The 17150-nt window shown below is 50.7% G+C and carries 17 protein-coding genes; 13 read left to right on the plus strand and 4 right to left on the minus strand.

Features of this window, described 5'->3' with window-relative positions; genetic code table 11:
- Window positions 1-2 precede the first annotated feature (2 nt).
- Window positions 3-872, minus strand: a complete 870-nt coding sequence (amiA, locus tag OGV52_RS21135; RefSeq protein ID WP_016153942.1) for an N-acetylmuramoyl-L-alanine amidase AmiA — start codon at window positions 870-872, stop codon at window positions 3-5.
- Window positions 873-1083: 211 nt separating this feature from the next.
- Here amiA and OGV52_RS21140 point away from each other — a divergent pair, with 211 nt between their 5' ends.
- The 6 genes from OGV52_RS21140 to OGV52_RS21165 all read left to right on the plus strand — a co-directional run bounded on the left by OGV52_RS21140 (window position 1084) and on the right by OGV52_RS21165 (window position 6786).
- Window positions 1084-1509 (plus strand): GNAT family acetyltransferase, encoded by a 426-nt coding sequence (locus OGV52_RS21140; RefSeq protein WP_047501622.1) that lies wholly within the window; start codon window positions 1084-1086, stop codon window positions 1507-1509.
- Entirely contained in the window at window positions 1496-1945 is a 450-nt protein-coding gene (locus OGV52_RS21145; RefSeq protein WP_287109116.1) for a DUF2919 domain-containing protein, read from the plus strand. The genes OGV52_RS21140 and OGV52_RS21145 overlap by 14 nt, the downstream gene beginning before the upstream one ends.
- 59 nt (window positions 1946-2004) lie before the next feature.
- Window positions 2005-2580: an RpoE-regulated lipoprotein gene (locus tag OGV52_RS21150; protein ID WP_016153940.1), complete on the plus strand. Its 576-nt coding sequence runs from the start codon at window positions 2005-2007 to the stop codon at window positions 2578-2580.
- A 94-nt stretch (window positions 2581-2674) separates the two neighbouring features.
- Window positions 2675-3574, plus strand: coding sequence for a porphyrinogen peroxidase (gene yfeX / locus OGV52_RS21155; protein WP_016153939.1), 900 nt, complete (start codon window positions 2675-2677; stop codon window positions 3572-3574).
- Between the two features lie 456 nt (window positions 3575-4030).
- Complete coding sequence (argH, locus tag OGV52_RS21160) at window positions 4031-5407, plus strand: argininosuccinate lyase (RefSeq protein ID WP_047416385.1); 1377 nt, start codon at window positions 4031-4033, stop codon at window positions 5405-5407.
- A 62-nt stretch (window positions 5408-5469) separates the two neighbouring features.
- Window positions 5470-6786 carry an anaerobic C4-dicarboxylate transporter family protein gene (locus tag OGV52_RS21165; protein ID WP_016153937.1) on the plus strand — a complete coding sequence of 439 codons (1317 nt, stop codon included), beginning with the start codon at window positions 5470-5472 and terminating at the stop codon, window positions 6784-6786.
- Between the two features lie 121 nt (window positions 6787-6907).
- Here the strand turns inward: OGV52_RS21165 and OGV52_RS21170 are convergent, their stop codons facing one another.
- A complete protein-coding gene (locus OGV52_RS21170) occupies window positions 6908-8224 on the minus strand; it encodes an anaerobic C4-dicarboxylate transporter family protein (protein ID WP_016153936.1) in 1317 nt (438 codons plus the stop codon).
- A gap of 144 nt (window positions 8225-8368) precedes the next feature.
- Here OGV52_RS21170 and OGV52_RS21175 point away from each other — a divergent pair, with 144 nt between their 5' ends.
- The 7 genes from OGV52_RS21175 (at window position 8369) to cysM (ending at window position 14989) form a co-directional block, all read left to right on the plus strand.
- A complete protein-coding gene (locus OGV52_RS21175) occupies window positions 8369-9025 on the plus strand; it encodes a FadR/GntR family transcriptional regulator (protein WP_016153935.1) in 657 nt (218 codons plus the stop codon).
- Window positions 9026-9198: 173 nt separating this feature from the next.
- Entirely contained in the window at window positions 9199-9990 is a 792-nt protein-coding gene (ucpA, locus tag OGV52_RS21180; RefSeq protein ID WP_016153934.1) for an SDR family oxidoreductase UcpA, read from the plus strand.
- A 156-nt stretch (window positions 9991-10146) separates the two neighbouring features.
- On the plus strand, window positions 10147-11163 hold the full coding sequence (locus OGV52_RS21185; protein WP_047499838.1) for a sulfate ABC transporter substrate-binding protein: 1017 nt from the start codon (window positions 10147-10149) through the stop codon (window positions 11161-11163).
- Window positions 11164-11997 (plus strand): sulfate/thiosulfate ABC transporter permease CysT, encoded by an 834-nt coding sequence (gene cysT / locus OGV52_RS21190; protein WP_003038061.1) that lies wholly within the window; start codon window positions 11164-11166, stop codon window positions 11995-11997.
- Window positions 11997-12872 carry a sulfate/thiosulfate ABC transporter permease CysW gene (cysW, locus tag OGV52_RS21195; protein WP_016153932.1) on the plus strand — a complete coding sequence of 292 codons (876 nt, stop codon included), beginning with the start codon at window positions 11997-11999 and terminating at the stop codon, window positions 12870-12872. Before cysT ends, cysW begins: the two co-directional genes overlap by 1 nt.
- Window positions 12862-13959: a sulfate/thiosulfate ABC transporter ATP-binding protein CysA gene (cysA, locus tag OGV52_RS21200; protein WP_049282272.1), complete on the plus strand. Its 1098-nt coding sequence runs from the start codon at window positions 12862-12864 to the stop codon at window positions 13957-13959. Before cysW ends, cysA begins: the two co-directional genes overlap by 11 nt.
- Window positions 13960-14077: 118 nt before the next feature.
- A complete protein-coding gene (gene cysM / locus OGV52_RS21205; RefSeq protein WP_094761078.1) occupies window positions 14078-14989 on the plus strand; it encodes a cysteine synthase CysM in 912 nt (303 codons plus the stop codon).
- A gap of 91 nt (window positions 14990-15080) precedes the next feature.
- Here cysM and OGV52_RS21210 read toward each other — a convergent pair whose 3' ends face one another.
- Both OGV52_RS21210 and ptsJ read right to left on the minus strand, forming a co-directional pair.
- Window positions 15081-15797 carry a type 1 glutamine amidotransferase gene (locus OGV52_RS21210; protein ID WP_287109117.1) on the minus strand — a complete coding sequence of 239 codons (717 nt, stop codon included), beginning with the start codon at window positions 15795-15797 and terminating at the stop codon, window positions 15081-15083.
- 13 nt (window positions 15798-15810) lie between these two features.
- Window positions 15811-17103, minus strand: a complete 1293-nt coding sequence (ptsJ, locus tag OGV52_RS21215) for a MocR-like B6 salvage transcription factor PtsJ (RefSeq protein ID WP_016153928.1) — start codon at window positions 17101-17103, stop codon at window positions 15811-15813.
- Window positions 17104-17150: the final 47 nt, after the last annotated feature.

Raw genomic sequence — 17150 nt, forward strand, 5'->3', positions numbered from 1 at the left:
GGTTAACGTTTCTTCGAGTGTGCTTTCTGGTTATCAAACCAGTGGAAATAGCTGATGATGCCATTGGCGATAGCGGTGGCGATTTTCTGGCGAAATGCCGCCGTACCCAGCAGACGTTCTTCTTCCGGGTTGGTAATGAACGAGGTTTCGACCAGTACCGACGGAATTGATGGTGATTTTAGCACCACGAAGGCGGCTTGTTCCGTGCTGCGACTGTGAAGACGATGTACCGGCTTGATCTTCTTGAGAATATGCGAGCCTAACGTCAGGCTGTTTTTAATGGTATCCGTTTGTACCAGATCGAACAGCACCTGCTGCAGCAAATGGTCTTTATCGGTGGTCTTCTTCCCGGCCACTTCATCGGCCCGGTTTTCACGATCGGACAGATACTTCGCCATGGCGCTACTGGCACCGCGATTGGACAACGCAAAGACCGACGCACCTGCAGCGCTCGGATTGGTAAAACCGTCGGCGTGGATCGACATGAACAGGTCCGCGCCATGCTTATGTGCGATCTCGACGCGATCGTAAAGCGGAATAAATGTATCGCCGGAGCGCGTCAGGCGCGCATCAATCCCCTGGTTGCGTAGAATCGAGCGCACGTTTTTGGCAATCGCCAGTACCACGTGCTTTTCCTTCGACCCATTGCGACCAATTGCGCCGGTATCAATCCCTCCGTGACCCGGATCAAGGACAACAACGCGCTTAGCGCCGGCTTTTTTCGCTTTCGGTTTGCTGTGCCCATTGCTGGTCTTAAGCGCTTCTTCTTTAGCGATGGCTTGCGACATGCCTGACAGCGTTAGGGCGGCCAGCCCGGCTTTCAACACCTGGCGGCGCGATGTGAGTGTTTTTAGTGGTTTAAAAGTGCTCATACGGCCTGAGTTGTAAAAAAAGGTTCTAAACGTTATATCGTATCGCGTTGTCCGTTGCGACGGATCGGGATAAGAATTGTTTTGCTTTTCATTTCAATACGTGACAATTCCGTATTATGCCATTTTTTCCGCCGCTTCGCGTCAGATATTGGCTAAATCAGCCGTTCGCGCCATAATCGCTTTTTAACGTCCTGAAAAGGTAACCAATACCATGGAAATACGCGTTTTTCGCCAGGAAGATTTCGAAGAGGTGATCACCCTCTGGGAGCGCTGTGATTTGCTGCGTCCATGGAACGACCCTGAAATGGACATTGAGCGTAAACTCAATCATGACGTCAGCTTGTTCCTGGTCGCTGAAGTGAATGGCGAGGTGGTCGGTACGGTGATGGGAGGATATGACGGGCATCGCGGCTCGGCCTATTACCTGGGCGTACATCCTGAGTTTCGCGGTCGCGGCATTGCCAATGCGCTGCTCAACCGGCTGGAGAAAAAGCTCATTGCCCGCGGTTGTCCGAAGATTCAAATCATGGTGCGTGACGATAATGACGTCGTACAGGGTATGTATGAACGTCTGGGTTATGAACATGCGGATGTACTCAATCTGGGCAAGCGTTTGATCGAAGATGAAGAGTACTGAGTTTCATCCGACCGACTATGACGCTCATGGGCGTCTGCGCCTGCCTTTTCTCTTCTGGTGCGTGCTGCTGCTGCAGGCGCGCACCTGGGTTCTGTTTGTGATTGCCGGTTCTTCCCGTGAGCAGGGCAACACGCTGCTGAATCTGTTTTATCCCGATCACGACGCTTTCTGGCTGGGTTTGCTTCCCGGCGTTCCCGCGGTATTAGCATTTTTACTCAGCGGGCGACGCTTTGCGTTTCCGGTGGTATGGCGCTGGCTGCGAGGATTACTGATCCTCGCTCAACTGGTGCTACTGTGCTGGCAGCCGGTGATGTGGCTGGCAGGCGATCCGGTCAACGGCGTCGGGTTGGCGCTGCTGGTGGCGGATGTCGTTGCGCTGATCTGGCTGTTAACTAATCAACGTCTGCGCGCCTGTTTTTCCCTCGAGAAAGAATAACGGCACTTTTTGGCGAAACCGGACTCCAAGCAACGTTGATAAATAAGGAAGGAAGTGAAATGAAATCACTGCGTTTGACTTTATGCGCGATGCCGCTGCTATTGACCGGGTGTTCAACGTTGTCATCGGTGAACTGGTCTGCCGCCAATCCGTGGAACTGGTTTGGTTCTTCAACGCAGGTCACTGAGCAGGGCGTCGGAGCGTTAACTGGCGCAACCCCGCTGGATGAAAAAACCATTGCTGATGCGCTGGACGGTGATTACCGCCTGCGTAGCGGGATGAAGACCGATAACGGTAATGTGGTGCGCTTTTATGAAGCGATGAAAGATGACAAGCTGGCGATGGTCATCAATGGCAATCAGGGAACGATTAGCCGTATTGATGTAGTCGACAGCGATATTCCCTCTTCTGCGGGTGTCGAAATCGGTACACCGTTTAGCGACCTTTACACTAAAGCCTTTGGTAATTGTCAGAAGGCGACTGGCGATGACAGCGCGGGCGTTGAATGCAAAGCTGAAGGAAGTCAACATATTAGCTACGTCTTTTCCGGTGAGTGGAGCGGGCCTGAGGGCTTAATGCCGTCTGACGATACGTTGAAAGCATGGAAAGTAAGCAAAATTATCTGGCGGCGTTAATTTGCGTCTGAACAAATCGGCTTGTTAAAAAAACAGGTAGAATAGCGCCCATCAATGCCACGATGTCGTGGCATCTTTTTTTTCAGGAGGAACAATGTCTCAGGTTCAGAGTGGCATTTTGCCAGAACATTGCCGTGCGGCGATTTGGATTGAAGCCAATGTTAAAGGCGACGTTGAGGCCCTGCGTGGGGCCAGCAAAACCTTCGCCGATAAGCTGGCGACCTTTGAAGCGAAGTTCCCGGATGCTCATCTGGGCGCGGTTGTTGCTTTTGGCAACAACACCTGGCGTACACTGAGCGGCGGCGTTGGCGCAGAAGAGTTAAAAGACTTTATCCCTTACGGTAAAGGTCTTGCGCCAGCCACCCAGTATGATGTGCTGATTCATATTCTCTCTTTGCGTCATGACGTGAATTTCTCCGTTGCACAGGCGGCAATGGAAGCCTTTGGCGACTGTATTGAAGTCAAAGAAGAGATCCACGGTTTCCGTTGGGTTGAAGAGCGCGATCTCAGCGGCTTTGTTGACGGAACGGAAAACCCGGCAGGCGTTGAAACGCGCCGTGAAGTCGCGGTTATTAAAGATGGCGTGGATGCTGGCGGCAGCTATGTGTTTGTGCAGCGTTGGGAACATAACCTGAAGCAGCTTAACCGCATGAGCATTCATGACCAGGAAATGATGATTGGGCGTACCAAGGAAGCCAACGAAGAGATCGACGGTGATGACCGTCCGGTTACTTCTCACCTGAGCCGCGTCGATCTCAAAGAAGACGGTAAAGGACTGAAAATTGTGCGCCAGAGCCTGCCATACGGTACCGCCAGCGGTACGCACGGCCTCTATTTCTGTGCCTATTGCGCCCGTTTGCACAACATCGAGCAGCAACTGCTGAGCATGTTTGGCGACACTGACGGCAAGCGCGATGCGATGCTGCGTTTCACTAAACCGGTGACCGGCGGCTATTATTTCGCGCCATCGCTGGATCGTTTGCTGGCCCTGTAATTTTTTGATGCCAGATGGCGCTGATGCCGCCATCTGGCACAATATAGCTCTCCCCCGAATCACCCAACGTCCGCCATGCTGATGATGCACTCGCGTTGACGCTCATCCTGAAAAATCACCTCCCACGTTCATTATTATTTACCTGCCAGTTTCTCGGTTATGACAACGGTATTAAATGGAATTATTTGGAATTAATAAACTATTAATACCAATTTATTACTTTAAAAATTCTGAATATATCTGAATTAAATCACAATTTAAATGTGAGGAAGATCAGGTTTTTTAATGCAATTTATGAAAACAAAATAAATAATAAGTGTAATTAATTTCGCTATAAATTGATTTAATGCCTTCATTTGTTGACAATTAAAATGACTGTCTTGTAATCTGAAAATGACCGAAAAATAACGGAATTTATATTTAACCATTTTGCAACAAAGGGTCATTGGAGGTTTTATGTCTACAAAATTATGGGGTGGGCGTTTTGATATGCCTACAAATAAACTGGTCGAATCTTATAATGCGACAATTATGCTGGAACAACGTCTCTGCCCTTTTGATATTCAGGGGAGTATTGCTCACGCCACTATGCTGGGCCGTCAGGGGATTATCACGCAGGATGAAGCGAATGCGATTATTGGCGGGTTAAGGCAAGTTAATAAAGAGATTGAGGACGGGCAATTCGTTTTTGATACCGTTGATGAAGATATTCATATGGCGATAGAAAGACGTATGACAGAAATAATTGGTCCTGTAGGCGGGAAGCTACATACCGGCCGCAGTCGTAATGACCAGACGACTGTCGATTCGAAAATGCACATGAGATCGACTATTCGTGAAATTCAGCAGGATATCGTTCATCTACAAAAAGTTATTATCAGCAAGGCTGAAAATAACATTAATGCGATCATGCCTGGCTATACTCATTTACAGACCGGTCAGCCTATTCTGCTGTCGCACTGGATAATGGCATATTATTGGATGTTACGCCGTGACTGGACTCGTTTTGCAGACCTTTATCAACGCATGGGGGAATGCCCTTTAGGTTCAGCAGCCCTTGCAGGTACTACTTTCCCCATTGATCGTGATTTCACGGCTAAAGAGCTTGGCTTTGACAAACCGACTGAAAACAGTATTGATTCTGTCAGCGATCGTGACCATATGGTTGAATTCACTGCCGCCGCTGCTATGTGCTTTATGCATCTTACCCGTTTGTCAGAAGAACTGGTTTTATTCTCAAGTCAGGATTTTAAATTTATTGAGCTTTCAGATGATTTCTGTACCGGTTCCAGCATCATGCCACAGAAGAAAAACCCCGACGTGGCTGAAAAAATGCGCGGCAAAGGGGGGCGTATGTACGGAAATCTAATGGCGATGTTGACCATTATGAAAGGTATCCCTCTGGCCTATAATACTGATATGAGTGAGGATAAAGAGCAGGTCTATGACTCTATGGATACCTTACAGACCAGTCTGAAAATTATGGCGCCGATGCTCGAAAAAATGGTTATTCTTTCAGATAATACTCGCAGCGCAGCGGCAAGAGGATTTTCAAACGCAACCGATATGGCTGACTACCTGGTTCGTAAAGGCATTCCTTTTAGAGAAGCTCACCATATTGTTGGCAGTGCTGTTAATTACTGTATAAAACATAGAAAAATGTTGGAAGAGCTTACTCTGGATGAATTCCACACATTTGATGATAAAATCGAAAATGATATTTATGAGAGTATATCTCTCGAAGCATGTATTAAATCAAGAATGTCTTATGGTGGTACAGGGACTGATGCTGTTAAAAAACAGATCGAAATTGCTAAATCATATTTAAACTAATCCCGAGCATAGTAATTAATATCTCCCGGATGCAATATCCGGGAGACGCTTTGAGGTGAAAAATGGATGCTTTATTTTTTATACAATTATTTATTGTACTCGCCTGTATTGGTATAGGCGGGCGTTATGGCGGAATGGGGCTGGGTGCTGGTGGAGGACTTGGTGTTGCAATATTAGTTCTGGGTTTTGGACTAAAACCCTCCGCACCATCTATTACTGCAATGCTAATTATTATTTGTGTGATTGGCGCTGTCAGCGTATTACAGGCCGCTGGTGGGCTTGATTATCTGGTGCGCGTGGCTGAAAAATTACTCCGTAAAAAACCACAGGCAATTACTTTTGTTGCCCCGATATTAACTTCCATATTTACGTTATTCTGTGGGACTACTTACGTTGCTTTCTCTTTGTATCCGGTTGTCGCTGAAGTTGCTGCTGAAGCAAAGGTTCGTCCGGAGCGAGCGTTGTCCGCAACGGTTATTGCGGCCAGTGTCGCAGTTGCTGCTAGTCCGATGAGTGCGGCAACCGCGGGGATGCTGGCTATTCTGCATGAATATGCCGGGATTAGCCTTGGGCAAATACTGACGATTGCTCTCCCATCATTCTTTATGGCAGCTATTGTTACCAGCTTTTCAGTTTATAAACGCGGAAAAGAGCTGGAGGATGATCCGGAATTCCAGAGGAGAGTTGCTGCTGGCGAATATGAGTTCATGCATACTGAGCAGAAAAAAGAATTTGTTGCTTCAGCTGGCGCTAAAAAAGGTGTCGTTATCTTTGCGATTGGTGTGGTACTGGTACTTATTTTAGGTTCTTTTACTGAGTTACTCCCTTCCTGGGATGGAAAAAGACTGTCAACCCCAATGGTTATTCAGATGGTCATGTTGACAGCCGCTTTGTTTATTATGATTGTCAGTAAAGTACCAAGTAGTACCTTGAATAGCGGCTCAGTCTTCCGTGCAGGTTTGATGGGAGTGGTAGCAATACTCGGTGTTTCATGGATGACGGCAACGTTTTTTGATGCTTATCAGCCAGAACTGATTAAAGTTTTTGGTGGCATTGTCAATGATGCACCAATGCTATTTGGTGTGGTTGTATTCTTGTTCTCGCTGGTCATTATGAGCCCGGCGGCGACGGTAGCTGCCATCATGCCACTCGGTGTTACCTTAGGTATTCCAGCCCCGTTTCTTATCGCTATTTTTGCTTGTACCTGTGGTGACTTCATTATACCTGGAGCAAATCAAATCGGCTGTGTTGCATTTGATCGAACAGGTACCACAAAGATTGGACGCTTTGTTGTCAACCATAGCTATATTCGTCCGGGCTTTGTGATGGTTATCTCTCAGGTAATTTTTGCTTATCTCATTGCTCAGGTTGTTCTGTAAAGTAAATTCTATGGAAAATTGCAGTGGCGCTATTCAGAAGTGAGTAACAGGCATCCTCTCTGAATTCATTCAGGGGGGATGCCATGAAGAAAAGGTTTACCACAATTAAATTGCTCTCTCACTACATCAGCATTTTGGAAAAAAGGAAGCAAAAAAGAGTTGATGCTACAACGGTGACAAGACCAGGTAGCATGTAGCTGTGATTAACCACATACTTGCCAATTCGAGTTGTCCCGGTACGATCAAACGCCACACAGCCAATCTGTGCCCCCCCTGGAATAATGAATGATCCACAAGTCAGCGGGAGCAGGGCGACCAGGGTTTCTGCCGGATATCCCATTAACACGCCAGCGGGGAGTAGCGCGACAGCAGTCGCTGCGGGGCTATAAATTACGGCTGAAAGACCAAAAACAATAATGCCGAACAAGACTGGATTCTGAAAACCGTGGAAAGCCGTGTTAAATAATTCGTGCCATGCCTCAAAAAAGGAGTTCATCATCCATGACAGACCAAATATGGCGACAACACCTACAAGACCTGCTTTAAAGACAGAACCTGAATCGAGTTTTGACGGAGAAATTCGACATACCATCATAATAATACATGCTGTTGTCAGCATAACTATTTGCAGCGTGGTAGGGATACTCATACGCTCCATTCCGGTACCGTTATTCCACTCAGGACGTAATTCAGGAATTGAACCCATAAGTACGACCAGAATGATACCGGTAAGGAAAATCAGCAATCCTCTCTTCGCCTCTTTTGTCACTATATTGGCTGTTCGCTCTTCAGCTTTTACTGATTCAAACTCACCTTCAGCAACCCTGCGTTGGAATTCCGGATCATTTTTAAGCTCATGACCTCTTTTAAAGACGAACAGGCAGCCGACAACGCAGCCAAGGAACGTTCCGGGAACGGTGACTAACAAGATATCTAAAGCAGAGACATGTAATCCAGCAAGGACAGCAATTGTCCCTGTTACGACCGCACTGACCGGGCTGGCAATAAGCCCAAAATTGGCAGCGATTACTGACATCGACATGGCTCTCTCTGGCCGTACTCTGGCATCTGCTGCAATTTCAGCAATGACTGGATAAACCGAAAAGGCAACATATCCTGTTCCGCAGATAGCAGTAAAAAGGTAAGCGACTGCGGGGCCGAGGAAAGTGATCGCGCCCGGCCACTTTCTGAGGATCCGTTCTGCCATCGTAACGAATAAATCAAGCCCGCCAGCCGCCTGGAGGATTGTGATGCAAGTGATAACCGCAAGGATAATAGAAATAACAGTGAAAGGAGGTGAGTCGGGAGGGAGTCCAAAACCAAAAGTCAGGATAGCGAGTCCTAACCCGCCAGCAGCCCCCAGGCCAATCCCACCAAAACGCCCACCTATACCGATACATATAAGTACTATCGCAAACTGAGTTACGAATAACACCATAATTAATTCCTTTTTATTAACAAATGGCTTGGTATAATTTGAATAATAGGGGCTATAATCTTACCATAACAGTATATTAAGCAATCTAACTTATTAGATTATTTATACTCATCAGTTTTGCAGCACTTTAATCCGAGAGTGTTTATGGATAACAAAAACGAACTGTTTGAAAGTATTAAAAATTATCTGCTTGATGATGCTAACCGCAATGCTGATGGTCGCATTGAAACTGAAACTGAGCTTGCCGTTCGTTTTAATACATCAAGATATAAAGTTCGTCAGGCGCTCAGCACACTGGTACAGATGGGAATGTTGGAACGATCTCCTCGTCGTGGCAGCGTCTTGAAGAATTTGGAACAGCACAACATAAATCACCAGTTGTTAATGCAGTTTGATTTGTCTGGGTTTGATATCACAGAATTTACAGAGGCAAGGATCCTGATTGAGTGCGCGATTATCCCTCTGGCAACGCGTAGAATTTTTCCGGCGATGCTCTCCAAACTTGAAAATGAGCTAAGGCTTATTGAAGAGAATGCGGATAACCCCCAGGTGGCCGATCGTCACGATAGAGATTTTCATTTGCTCTTGCTACAGGCGAGTGGCAACCGGGTGCTGCAGGTTTTCTCTGATGTCCTCATTACTTATTTTGAGAAAACAAGGGAGTCGTTACCTGCGAACGATCGTCAGTATTTTCTTGATACGGCGGCAAAACAGAGGGAAATACTGCTTCATATTAAAAAAGGGGATGCGCAGATGGCATCGGAGTTGATGAGAGCACATTTGCTGGAAAAACGGCTGTAAGTCTTCTGTTAACCTGGTCAGAGTATGTTTACCGTTGGGTCCCCGCAACGCCGGGGATTTTTTTACCTGAGATTAACCTGATTTAGTGAGCTATTCCTCAGCACTTATTTGTTATTGCTGTATCTTCTGCGTGAATGAAGCGAATGCTTCATATTCAAAAGGAGAATATTGAAATGGGAAAACTCACGGGCAAAACAGCATTGATTACGGGCGCATCTCAGGGTATTGGCGAAGGGATCGCCAGAACATTTGCCCGCCATGGCGCGAACCTAATCCTGCTGGATATCTCCGATGAGATTGAAAAACTGGCGGATGAGTTGGCTGGGCGCGGGCACCGTTGCACCGCCGTACACGCTGACGTCAGAGATTTTGCGTCGGTCACGGAAGCGGTAAAACGCGCGAAGAAGATTGAAGGCAAAATCGATATTCTGGTCAACAATGCGGGCGTATGTCGCCTCGGCAACTTCCTTGATATGAGCGATGAAGATCGCGATTTCCACATTGATATCAACATTAAAGGCGTCTGGAACGTGACGAAAGCCGTTCTGCCGGAGATGATTGCGCGCAAAGACGGGCGCATCGTAATGATGTCCTCTGTGACCGGCGATATGGTTGCCGATCCGGGCGAAACGGCCTACGCGCTGTCGAAAGCCGCAATCATCGGTTTGACCAAATCTCTGGCGGTGGAATACGCGCAGTCCGGCATTCGCGTTAATGCTATTTGCCCGGGCTACGTTCGTACGCCGATGGCGGAAAATATCGCTCGTCAGTCTAATCCGGAGGATCCTGAATCCGTATTAGTCGAAATGGCAAAAGCGATCCCGATGCGCCGCTTGGCCTGCCCACTTGAGGTTGGTGAACTGGCGGCATTCCTGGCGTCGGATGAGTCCAGTTACTTGACTGGCACGCAAAACGTGATTGATGGCGGCAGCACCCTGCCTGAAAGCGTTAGCGTCGGCGTCTGATTGATGCCGGTCTCCTCCCCGTGCGCTGGGGAGGAGGTACCCTTATTCTCTTTTCAACTTTCAAATCATCAAACGGTATATAAAACCGTTACTCCTTTAGCACTGGTTATAAATATGATGACCATAAGAAAGTCATTAAATTTATAAGGGTGCGCAATGGCCGTTAACTTACTGAAAAAAAGAACCCTGACGCTGGCAGCAATGCTGTTGCTGGTGGGGCAGGCGCAGGCAACGGACCTGCTGAACAGTTCATACGATGTCTCTCGTGAGCTGTTTGCCGCCCTTAACCCGCCGTTTGAACAGCAATGGGCGAAGGATAACGGCGGTGACAAACTGACGATTAAACAATCTCATGCCGGGTCATCAAAACAGGCGCTGGCGATTCTGCAGGGGCTGAAAGCCGATGTGGTGACCTATAACCAGGTGACCGATGTACAGATCCTGCATGACAAAGGCAAGCTGATCCCGGCCGACTGGCAAAGTCGTCTGCCGAATAACAGTTCGCCATTCTATTCCACCATGGCGTTTTTGGTGCGTAAGGGTAACCCGAAAAATATCCACGAATGGAACGACCTGGTTCGCCCGGACGTGAAACTGATTTTCCCTAATCCGAAAACCTCCGGTAACGCGCGTTATACCTATCTGGCTGCGTGGGGCGCGGCAGATAAAGCGGATGGTGGGGATAAAGCCAAAACTGAACAGTTCATGACCCAGTTTCTGAAAAACGTGGAAGTGTTTGATACCGGCGGTCGCGGGGCAACCACCACATTCGTGGAACGCGGCCTGGGCGATGTGCTGATCACCTTTGAATCAGAAGTGAACAACATCCGTAAACAGTATGAAGACCAGGGCTTCGAAGTGGTGGTGCCGAAGGTCAACATTCTGGCGGAGTTCCCGGTGGCCTGGGTAGATAAAAATGTGCAGGCTAACGGTACTGAAAAAGCGGCAAAAGCTTACCTGAACTGGCTGTACAGCCCGCAGGCGCAAACCATCATTACCGATTTCTACTACCGCGTGAATAACCCGCAGGTGATGGACAAACTGCAGGATAAATTCCCGCAGACCGAACTTTTCCGCGTGGAAGACAGGTTTGGCTCGTGGCCTGAGGTAATGAAAACGCACTTTGTCAGCGGCGGTGAGTTGGACAAACTGTTGGCGGCGGGGCGTAAGTAAATGTTTGCTGTTTCTTCCCGACGCGTGCTGCCCGGCTTTACCTTAAGTTTGGGCACCAGCTTACTGTTTGTCTGCCTGATTTTGCTGCTGCCGCTTAGCGCGCTGGTGATGCAATTGGCGCAAATGAGCTGGGCGCAATACTGGGATGTGATTACCAACCCGCAGGTGGTGGCGGCTTATAAAGTGACGCTGCTGTCGGCGTTTGTGGCGTCGATTTTTAACGGCGTGTTTGGTTTGCTGATGGCGTGGATCTTAACCCGCTATCGCTTTCCGGGCCGTACGCTGCTGGATGCGCTGATGGATCTGCCGTTTGCGCTGCCTACGGCGGTAGCAGGTCTGACGCTGGCATCGCTTTTTTCGGTCAATGGTTTCTACGGCGAGTGGCTGGCGAAGCTGGATATTAAAGTGACCTACACCTGGCTTGGCATTGCGGTGGCGATGGCTTTTACCAGCATTCCATTCGTGGTGCGTACCGTGCAGCCGGTGCTGGAAGAGTTAGGTCCGGAGTATGAAGAAGCGGCGGAAACGCTCGGCGCTACGCGCTGGCAGAGCTTTCGTAAAGTGGTACTGCCGGAGCTGTCTCCCGCGCTAGTCGCGGGCGTTGCGCTCTCGTTTACCCGCAGCCTCGGTGAGTTTGGCGCGGTTATCTTTATCGCCGGAAACATCGCATGGAAAACGGAAGTGACCTCGCTGATGATTTTTGTTCGTTTGCAGGAGTTTGACTACCCGGCCGCCAGCGCGATTGCATCTGTGATCCTCGGGGCTTCGTTGCTGCTGCTGTTTTCAATTAACACCCTGCAAAGTCGCTTTGGTCGACGCGTGGTAGGTCACTGATGGCAGACATTACCCAATTGAAACGTTATGGCGCACCCCGCATCAACTGGGGGAAATGGTTTCTGATCGGCACGGGCATGCTGGTATCCGCCTTTATTTTGCTGGTGCCGATGGTTTATATCTTCGTGCAGGCGTTCAGCAAGGGGTTGATGCCGGTATTACACAACCTGGCTGATCCGGACATGCTGCACGCCATCTGGCTGACGGTGCTGATTGCGCTGATTGCGGTGCCGGTGAACCTGGTGTTTGGCGTGTTACTGGCCTGGCTGGTGACCCGCTTTAACTTCCCTGGACGCCAGTTGTTGCTCACGTTACTGGATATTCCGTTTGCCGTTTCACCGGTGGTCGCCGGCCTGGTCTATCTGCTGTTTTACGGCTCTAACGGCCCGCTTGGCGGATGGCTGGATGAACACAACCTGCAAATTATGTTTGCCTGGCCGGGAATGGTGCTGGTGACGGTGTTCGTGACCTGTCCGTTTGTGGTGCGCGAACTGGTGCCGGTAATGTTAAGCCAGGGCAGCCATGAAGATGAGGCGGCGGTTCTGCTTGGCGCCTCCGGCTGGCAAATGTTCCGTCGCGTTACGCTGCCGAATATCCGTTGGGCATTGCTGTACGGCGTGGTGCTGACCAACGCCCGTGCGATTGGCGAGTTCGGCGCGGTATCGGTGGTTTCTGGCTCGATTCGCGGTGAAACTTTGTCTCTGCCGTTACAGATTGAATTACTGGAGCAGGACTACAACACAGTCGGCTCCTTTACCGCCGCGGCGCTATTAACGCTGATGGCGATTATTACCCTGTTTTTGAAGAGCATGTTGCAATGGCGCCTGGAAAACCAGGAGAAACGCGCGCAGCAGGAGGAAAATCATGAGCATTGAGATTGCCAATATTAAGAAGTCTTTTGGTCGCACCCAGGTGCTGAACGATATCTCGCTGGATATTCCTTCAGGTCAGATGGTCGCTCTGTTGGGGCCTTCCGGATCGGGCAAAACTACGTTGCTGCGCATCATCGCCGGGCTGGAGCATCAGTCCAGCGGGCATATCCGTTTCCACGGCACTGATGTCAGTCGTTTGCACGCCCGCGACCGTAAGGTGGGGTTCGTGTTTCAGCACTATGCGCTGTTTCGTCATATGACCGTTTTCGACAATATCGCTTTTGGTCTGACTGTTCTGCCACGGCGGGAGCGCCCGAATGCGGCGACGATCAAAGCAAAGGTGATCAAACTGCTGGAGATGGTTCAACTGGCTCATCTGGCGGACCGTTTCCCGGCACAGCTTTCCGGTGGGCAAAAGCAGCGCGTGGCGTTGGCGCGTGCGCTGGCGGTAGAGCCGCAGATCTTGTTGCTCGACGAGCCGTTTGGCGCGCTCGATGCTCAGGTGCGTAAAGAGCTGCGTCGCTGGCTGCGTCAGTTGCATGAAGAGCTGAAGTTCACCAGCGTGTTTGTTACCCACGATCAGGAAGAAGCGACGGAAGTCGCAGACCGCGTGGTGGTGATGAGCCAGGGTCATATCGAGCAGGCCGATGCGCCCGATCAGGTATGGCGCGAACCGGCTACCCGTTTTGTCCTGGAATTTATGGGTGAAGTTAACCGCCTGCAAGGGACGATTCGCGGTGGACAATTCCACGTGGGCGCACATCGTTGGCCGCTGGGCTATACGCCTGGCTATCAGGGTCCGGTGGATCTGTTCCTGCGTCCGTGGGAAGTGGACGTCAGCCGTCGTACCAGTCTGGATTCGCCGTTGCCGGTGCAGGTGCTGGAAGCCAGCCCGAAAGGACACTACACCCAATTAGTTGTGCAACCCTTGGGGTGGTATAACGAACCGCTGACGGTGATTATGCAGGGCGATGATTCCCCGAACCGCGGCGAACGTCTGTTTGTTGGGCTGCAAAATGCGCGTTTGTATAATGGCGACCAGCGTATTGAAACGCGTGAAGAGGAACTTGCCCTGGCGCAAAGTGCCTGATAGGTTAATTCGTATAGTTATCATCCGGTGGCGCTGCGCTTACCGGGCTTAACGGGTGGTGCATGACCTGTAAGCCGGGTAAGCGCAGCGCCATCCGGCATTTTATTGAGCTGAAAACGTGAACACATTAGAACAAACAATTGGCAATACGCCTCTGGTGAAATTACAACGTCTGACGGCGGATAACGGCAGTGAAATTTGGGTCAAGCTGGAAGGCAATAATCCCGCAGGTTCGGTGAAAGACCGCGCGGCGTTGTCGATGATCGTTGAAGCGGAAAAGCGCGGGGAAATTCAGCCAGGCGACGTGCTGATTGAGGCCACCAGCGGTAATACGGGTATAGCGTTGGCGATGATTGCCGCGCTGAAAGGCTACCGCATGAAGCTCCTGATGCCAGACAACATGAGCCAGGAGCGACGTGCGGCGATGCGTGCTTACGGGGCTGAACTGGTTCTGGTGACCAAAGAGCAGGGGATGGAAGGGGCGCGTGATTTAGCCCTTGAGATGGCGCAGCGCGGAGAAGGTAAACTTCTCGATCAGTTTAATAATCCTGATAACCCGTATGCGCACTACACGACTACCGGACCCGAAATCTGGCAGCAGACGTCAGGCCGTATTACCCATTTCGTCTCCAGCATGGGGACGACAGGCACCATTACAGGCGTATCGCGTTTTCTGCGTGAACAGGAAAAACCCGTCACCATCGTTGGCCTGCAGCCGGAAGAAGGCAGTAGTATTCCGGGCATTCGTCGCTGGCCGGCGGAATATATGCCGGGCATTTTCAACGCCTCGCTGGTGGATGAGGTGCTGGATATTCATCAGAACGATGCGGAAAACACCATGCGTGAACTGGCCGTTCGCGAAGGGATTTTTTGCGGAGTGAGTTCTGGCGGCGCGGTTGCGGGCGCGTTACGCGTGGCGCGCGCGACACCGGGGGCGGTGGTGGTGGCGATCATCTGCGATCGCGGCGATCGCTACCTTTCCACCGGGGTCTTTGGCGAAGAGCATTTCAGCCAGGGATTAGGTATTTAATTTGTCGGCCTGATAAGCGTAGCGCTAGCAGGCAACCGTACGGCAGGATCGCCGGATGACGACGCAAAGCGTCTTCTCCGGCCCGCACTGTTCAATCGTTACGTTTTTCTACCAACTTATCAAGGAATTGCCACAGCGTCTCATTCATCTGCTGGTAATCCCAGGTGCGCATCTCTTCAACAGCGCGAATAAAGCGTTTCCCTTTCGCTTCGGCCAGTTCTTGCTCAGAGTGCTGAATTAATCCTTCGACCGCTTCGGCGGTAAACTCCATATGGCACTGAAAACCATAGACGAAATTACCGTATTGCACGATTTGTCGCGGACATCCCTCGCTTGTGGCAAGAATTGTCGCCTGGTCGGTTAATCCCGGCATGTCATTGTGCCAGTGACCCACGTTGAGCGGTGAGCCGAAATGGCTGAACAACGGATGCTGTTGGCCTGTCTCGGTCAGGGCGATCGGATAGTGACCAATCTCTTTTTCCGGGCTTTGGCACACCTTCGCGCCCAGTGCTTCGCCGATTAACTGCGACCCCAAACAGATCCCCACCACGATTTTTCGTGCCGCAATCGCCTGGTTTATCAGATGTTGCTCTGCCTGAGAGTCAAAGTATGGGCACTCTGCGAGCGTGGTGCGGGGTGATTGTGGCCCACCAAATACCACCAGCATATCGAAGCCATCGGCATTAGCGGGAACAGTTTCTCCGGCGTAAACGCGCGACCAACTGATGGTATAGCCGCGTGATTCGGCCCACGGCAGGTACGCGCCAGCAGATTCGAAAGACTCATGAATAACAAAATGAACTCGCACTTTTCCTCTCCTGTTAGCGCTTTAGCGCCTGATGGATATCAGTCGCCAGCTTATCAATGTCGCTGTCTGCTAATGTTGACAGTGTAATGCGCAGGCCATGCGCAGGCGTATTGACGCCAAACACTTCGCCTTCACGTACCAGCCAGCCGGACTTTGCCAGCGCAAAAGCGATCGCCTGGCTGTTATCTTCTAGCGGCAGCCACAGATTAAGACCGTCGCTGTCGGGCAGCGTAATGCCATGAAGCCGCAGAGCTGCTGCCAGCTTTTGCTGCTGGGCGGCGTAAAACTGCTGAGTTTGCGCCAGCGTGTGTTGATAAGTCTCGTCACTCAGGCAGGCGCAGGCCAGATCCTGCAGCAGATGGCTGACCCACTGACTGCCGGCGTTGAGCCGTAAACGCAGTTTCGCGGAAGTGAGTGGATCGCTGGCGACGATGGCCAGGCGTAAATCCGGGCCTAAAGTTTTCGACATTGAGCGGACAATCGCCCAGTGCGTTGTTTCCTTCGCAATCACCGGATACCAACGGCATGCGGACAGCAGCGCAAAGTGGTCGTCGACGATCACCAGCGTCTGGGGATAGCGGGCCAGGATTTCCTGCAATTGCGCCGCGCGGGATGCGCTCAGACTGCATCCTGTCGGATTATGGGCGCGCGGCGTCAGAATCACCGCCCGCGCGCCTTTCTGTAGCGCGATTTCCAGCATGTCTGGCTGCATGCCTTCGCTGTCAACGTTGACCGGACTGGCGGAGAATCCGGCATAACGCAGCATGTTGATGCTGCTCAAAAAGCATGGATCTTCTACCACAACGCTGTCGCCAGGCAGTAAATGGGCGCACAGCAGCCGCTCAATGGCATCAATGGCGCCGCTGGTGATATCAATTTCTCCCGTGGCTGGCATCGCATCTTGCATCCATTGCGCGGCCCACGCCTTAAGGCCGGGTGATACAGCGGCATCACCGTACAAACGAGGATTCTTATTTATTTGCGCGAAATAACGGCTGAGGTCGGGAAGACGCGCGGGGGCTGGATTACCGCCGGAAAGATCGATAAGCGCGGTATCCGGATTGCCGCCTTCCAGCGCAACGGGGGCTGAAATCCCCTTGATTACCGTGCCGTTACGTCCCTGGCTTTGTGCCAGCCCGGAGGTGACCAGGCGTTTATAAGCCGCCGCGACAGTATTACGGTTAACGTTCAATGCTGTTGCCAGTTCACGCACCGGCGGCAACGTTTCTCCTGCTGCCAACGTGCCTGTAGCGACATGTTGACGAATACTGTCAAAAATTTCGTTAGCGGTTTTTCCGTCGATCATTATTGACCTATGACAAAATGAATTTTAGCATATGACGATAATAGTGA

The organism is Citrobacter sp. Cb041, assembly GCF_030336655.1.
Classification (GTDB): Bacteria; Pseudomonadota; Gammaproteobacteria; order Enterobacterales; family Enterobacteriaceae; genus Citrobacter; species Citrobacter braakii.

What these genes read in the sequence shown, in the direction of transcription:
- amiA (WP_016153942.1), bottom strand. Translation starts at nt 872, where the DNA reads ATGAGCACTTTTAAACCACTAAAAACACTCACATCGCGCCGCCAGGTG.
- OGV52_RS21140 (WP_047501622.1), top strand. Translation starts at nt 1,084, where the DNA reads ATGGAAATACGCGTTTTTCGCCAGGAAGATTTCGAAGAGGTGATCACC.
- OGV52_RS21145 (WP_287109116.1), top strand. Translation starts at nt 1,496, where the DNA reads ATGAAGAGTACTGAGTTTCATCCGACCGACTATGACGCTCATGGGCGT.
- OGV52_RS21150 (WP_016153940.1), top strand. Translation starts at nt 2,005, where the DNA reads ATGAAATCACTGCGTTTGACTTTATGCGCGATGCCGCTGCTATTGACC.
- yfeX (WP_016153939.1), top strand. Translation starts at nt 2,675, where the DNA reads ATGTCTCAGGTTCAGAGTGGCATTTTGCCAGAACATTGCCGTGCGGCG.
- argH (WP_047416385.1), top strand. Translation starts at nt 4,031, where the DNA reads ATGTCTACAAAATTATGGGGTGGGCGTTTTGATATGCCTACAAATAAA.
- OGV52_RS21165 (WP_016153937.1), top strand. Translation starts at nt 5,470, where the DNA reads ATGGATGCTTTATTTTTTATACAATTATTTATTGTACTCGCCTGTATT.
- OGV52_RS21170 (WP_016153936.1), bottom strand. Translation starts at nt 8,224, where the DNA reads ATGGTGTTATTCGTAACTCAGTTTGCGATAGTACTTATATGTATCGGT.
- OGV52_RS21175 (WP_016153935.1), top strand. Translation starts at nt 8,369, where the DNA reads ATGGATAACAAAAACGAACTGTTTGAAAGTATTAAAAATTATCTGCTT.
- ucpA (WP_016153934.1), top strand. Translation starts at nt 9,199, where the DNA reads ATGGGAAAACTCACGGGCAAAACAGCATTGATTACGGGCGCATCTCAG.
- OGV52_RS21185 (WP_047499838.1), top strand. Translation starts at nt 10,147, where the DNA reads ATGGCCGTTAACTTACTGAAAAAAAGAACCCTGACGCTGGCAGCAATG.
- cysT (WP_003038061.1), top strand. Translation starts at nt 11,164, where the DNA reads ATGTTTGCTGTTTCTTCCCGACGCGTGCTGCCCGGCTTTACCTTAAGT.
- cysW (WP_016153932.1), top strand. Translation starts at nt 11,997, where the DNA reads ATGGCAGACATTACCCAATTGAAACGTTATGGCGCACCCCGCATCAAC.
- cysA (WP_049282272.1), top strand. Translation starts at nt 12,862, where the DNA reads ATGAGCATTGAGATTGCCAATATTAAGAAGTCTTTTGGTCGCACCCAG.
- ptsJ (WP_016153928.1), bottom strand. Translation starts at nt 17,103, where the DNA reads ATGATCGACGGAAAAACCGCTAACGAAATTTTTGACAGTATTCGTCAA.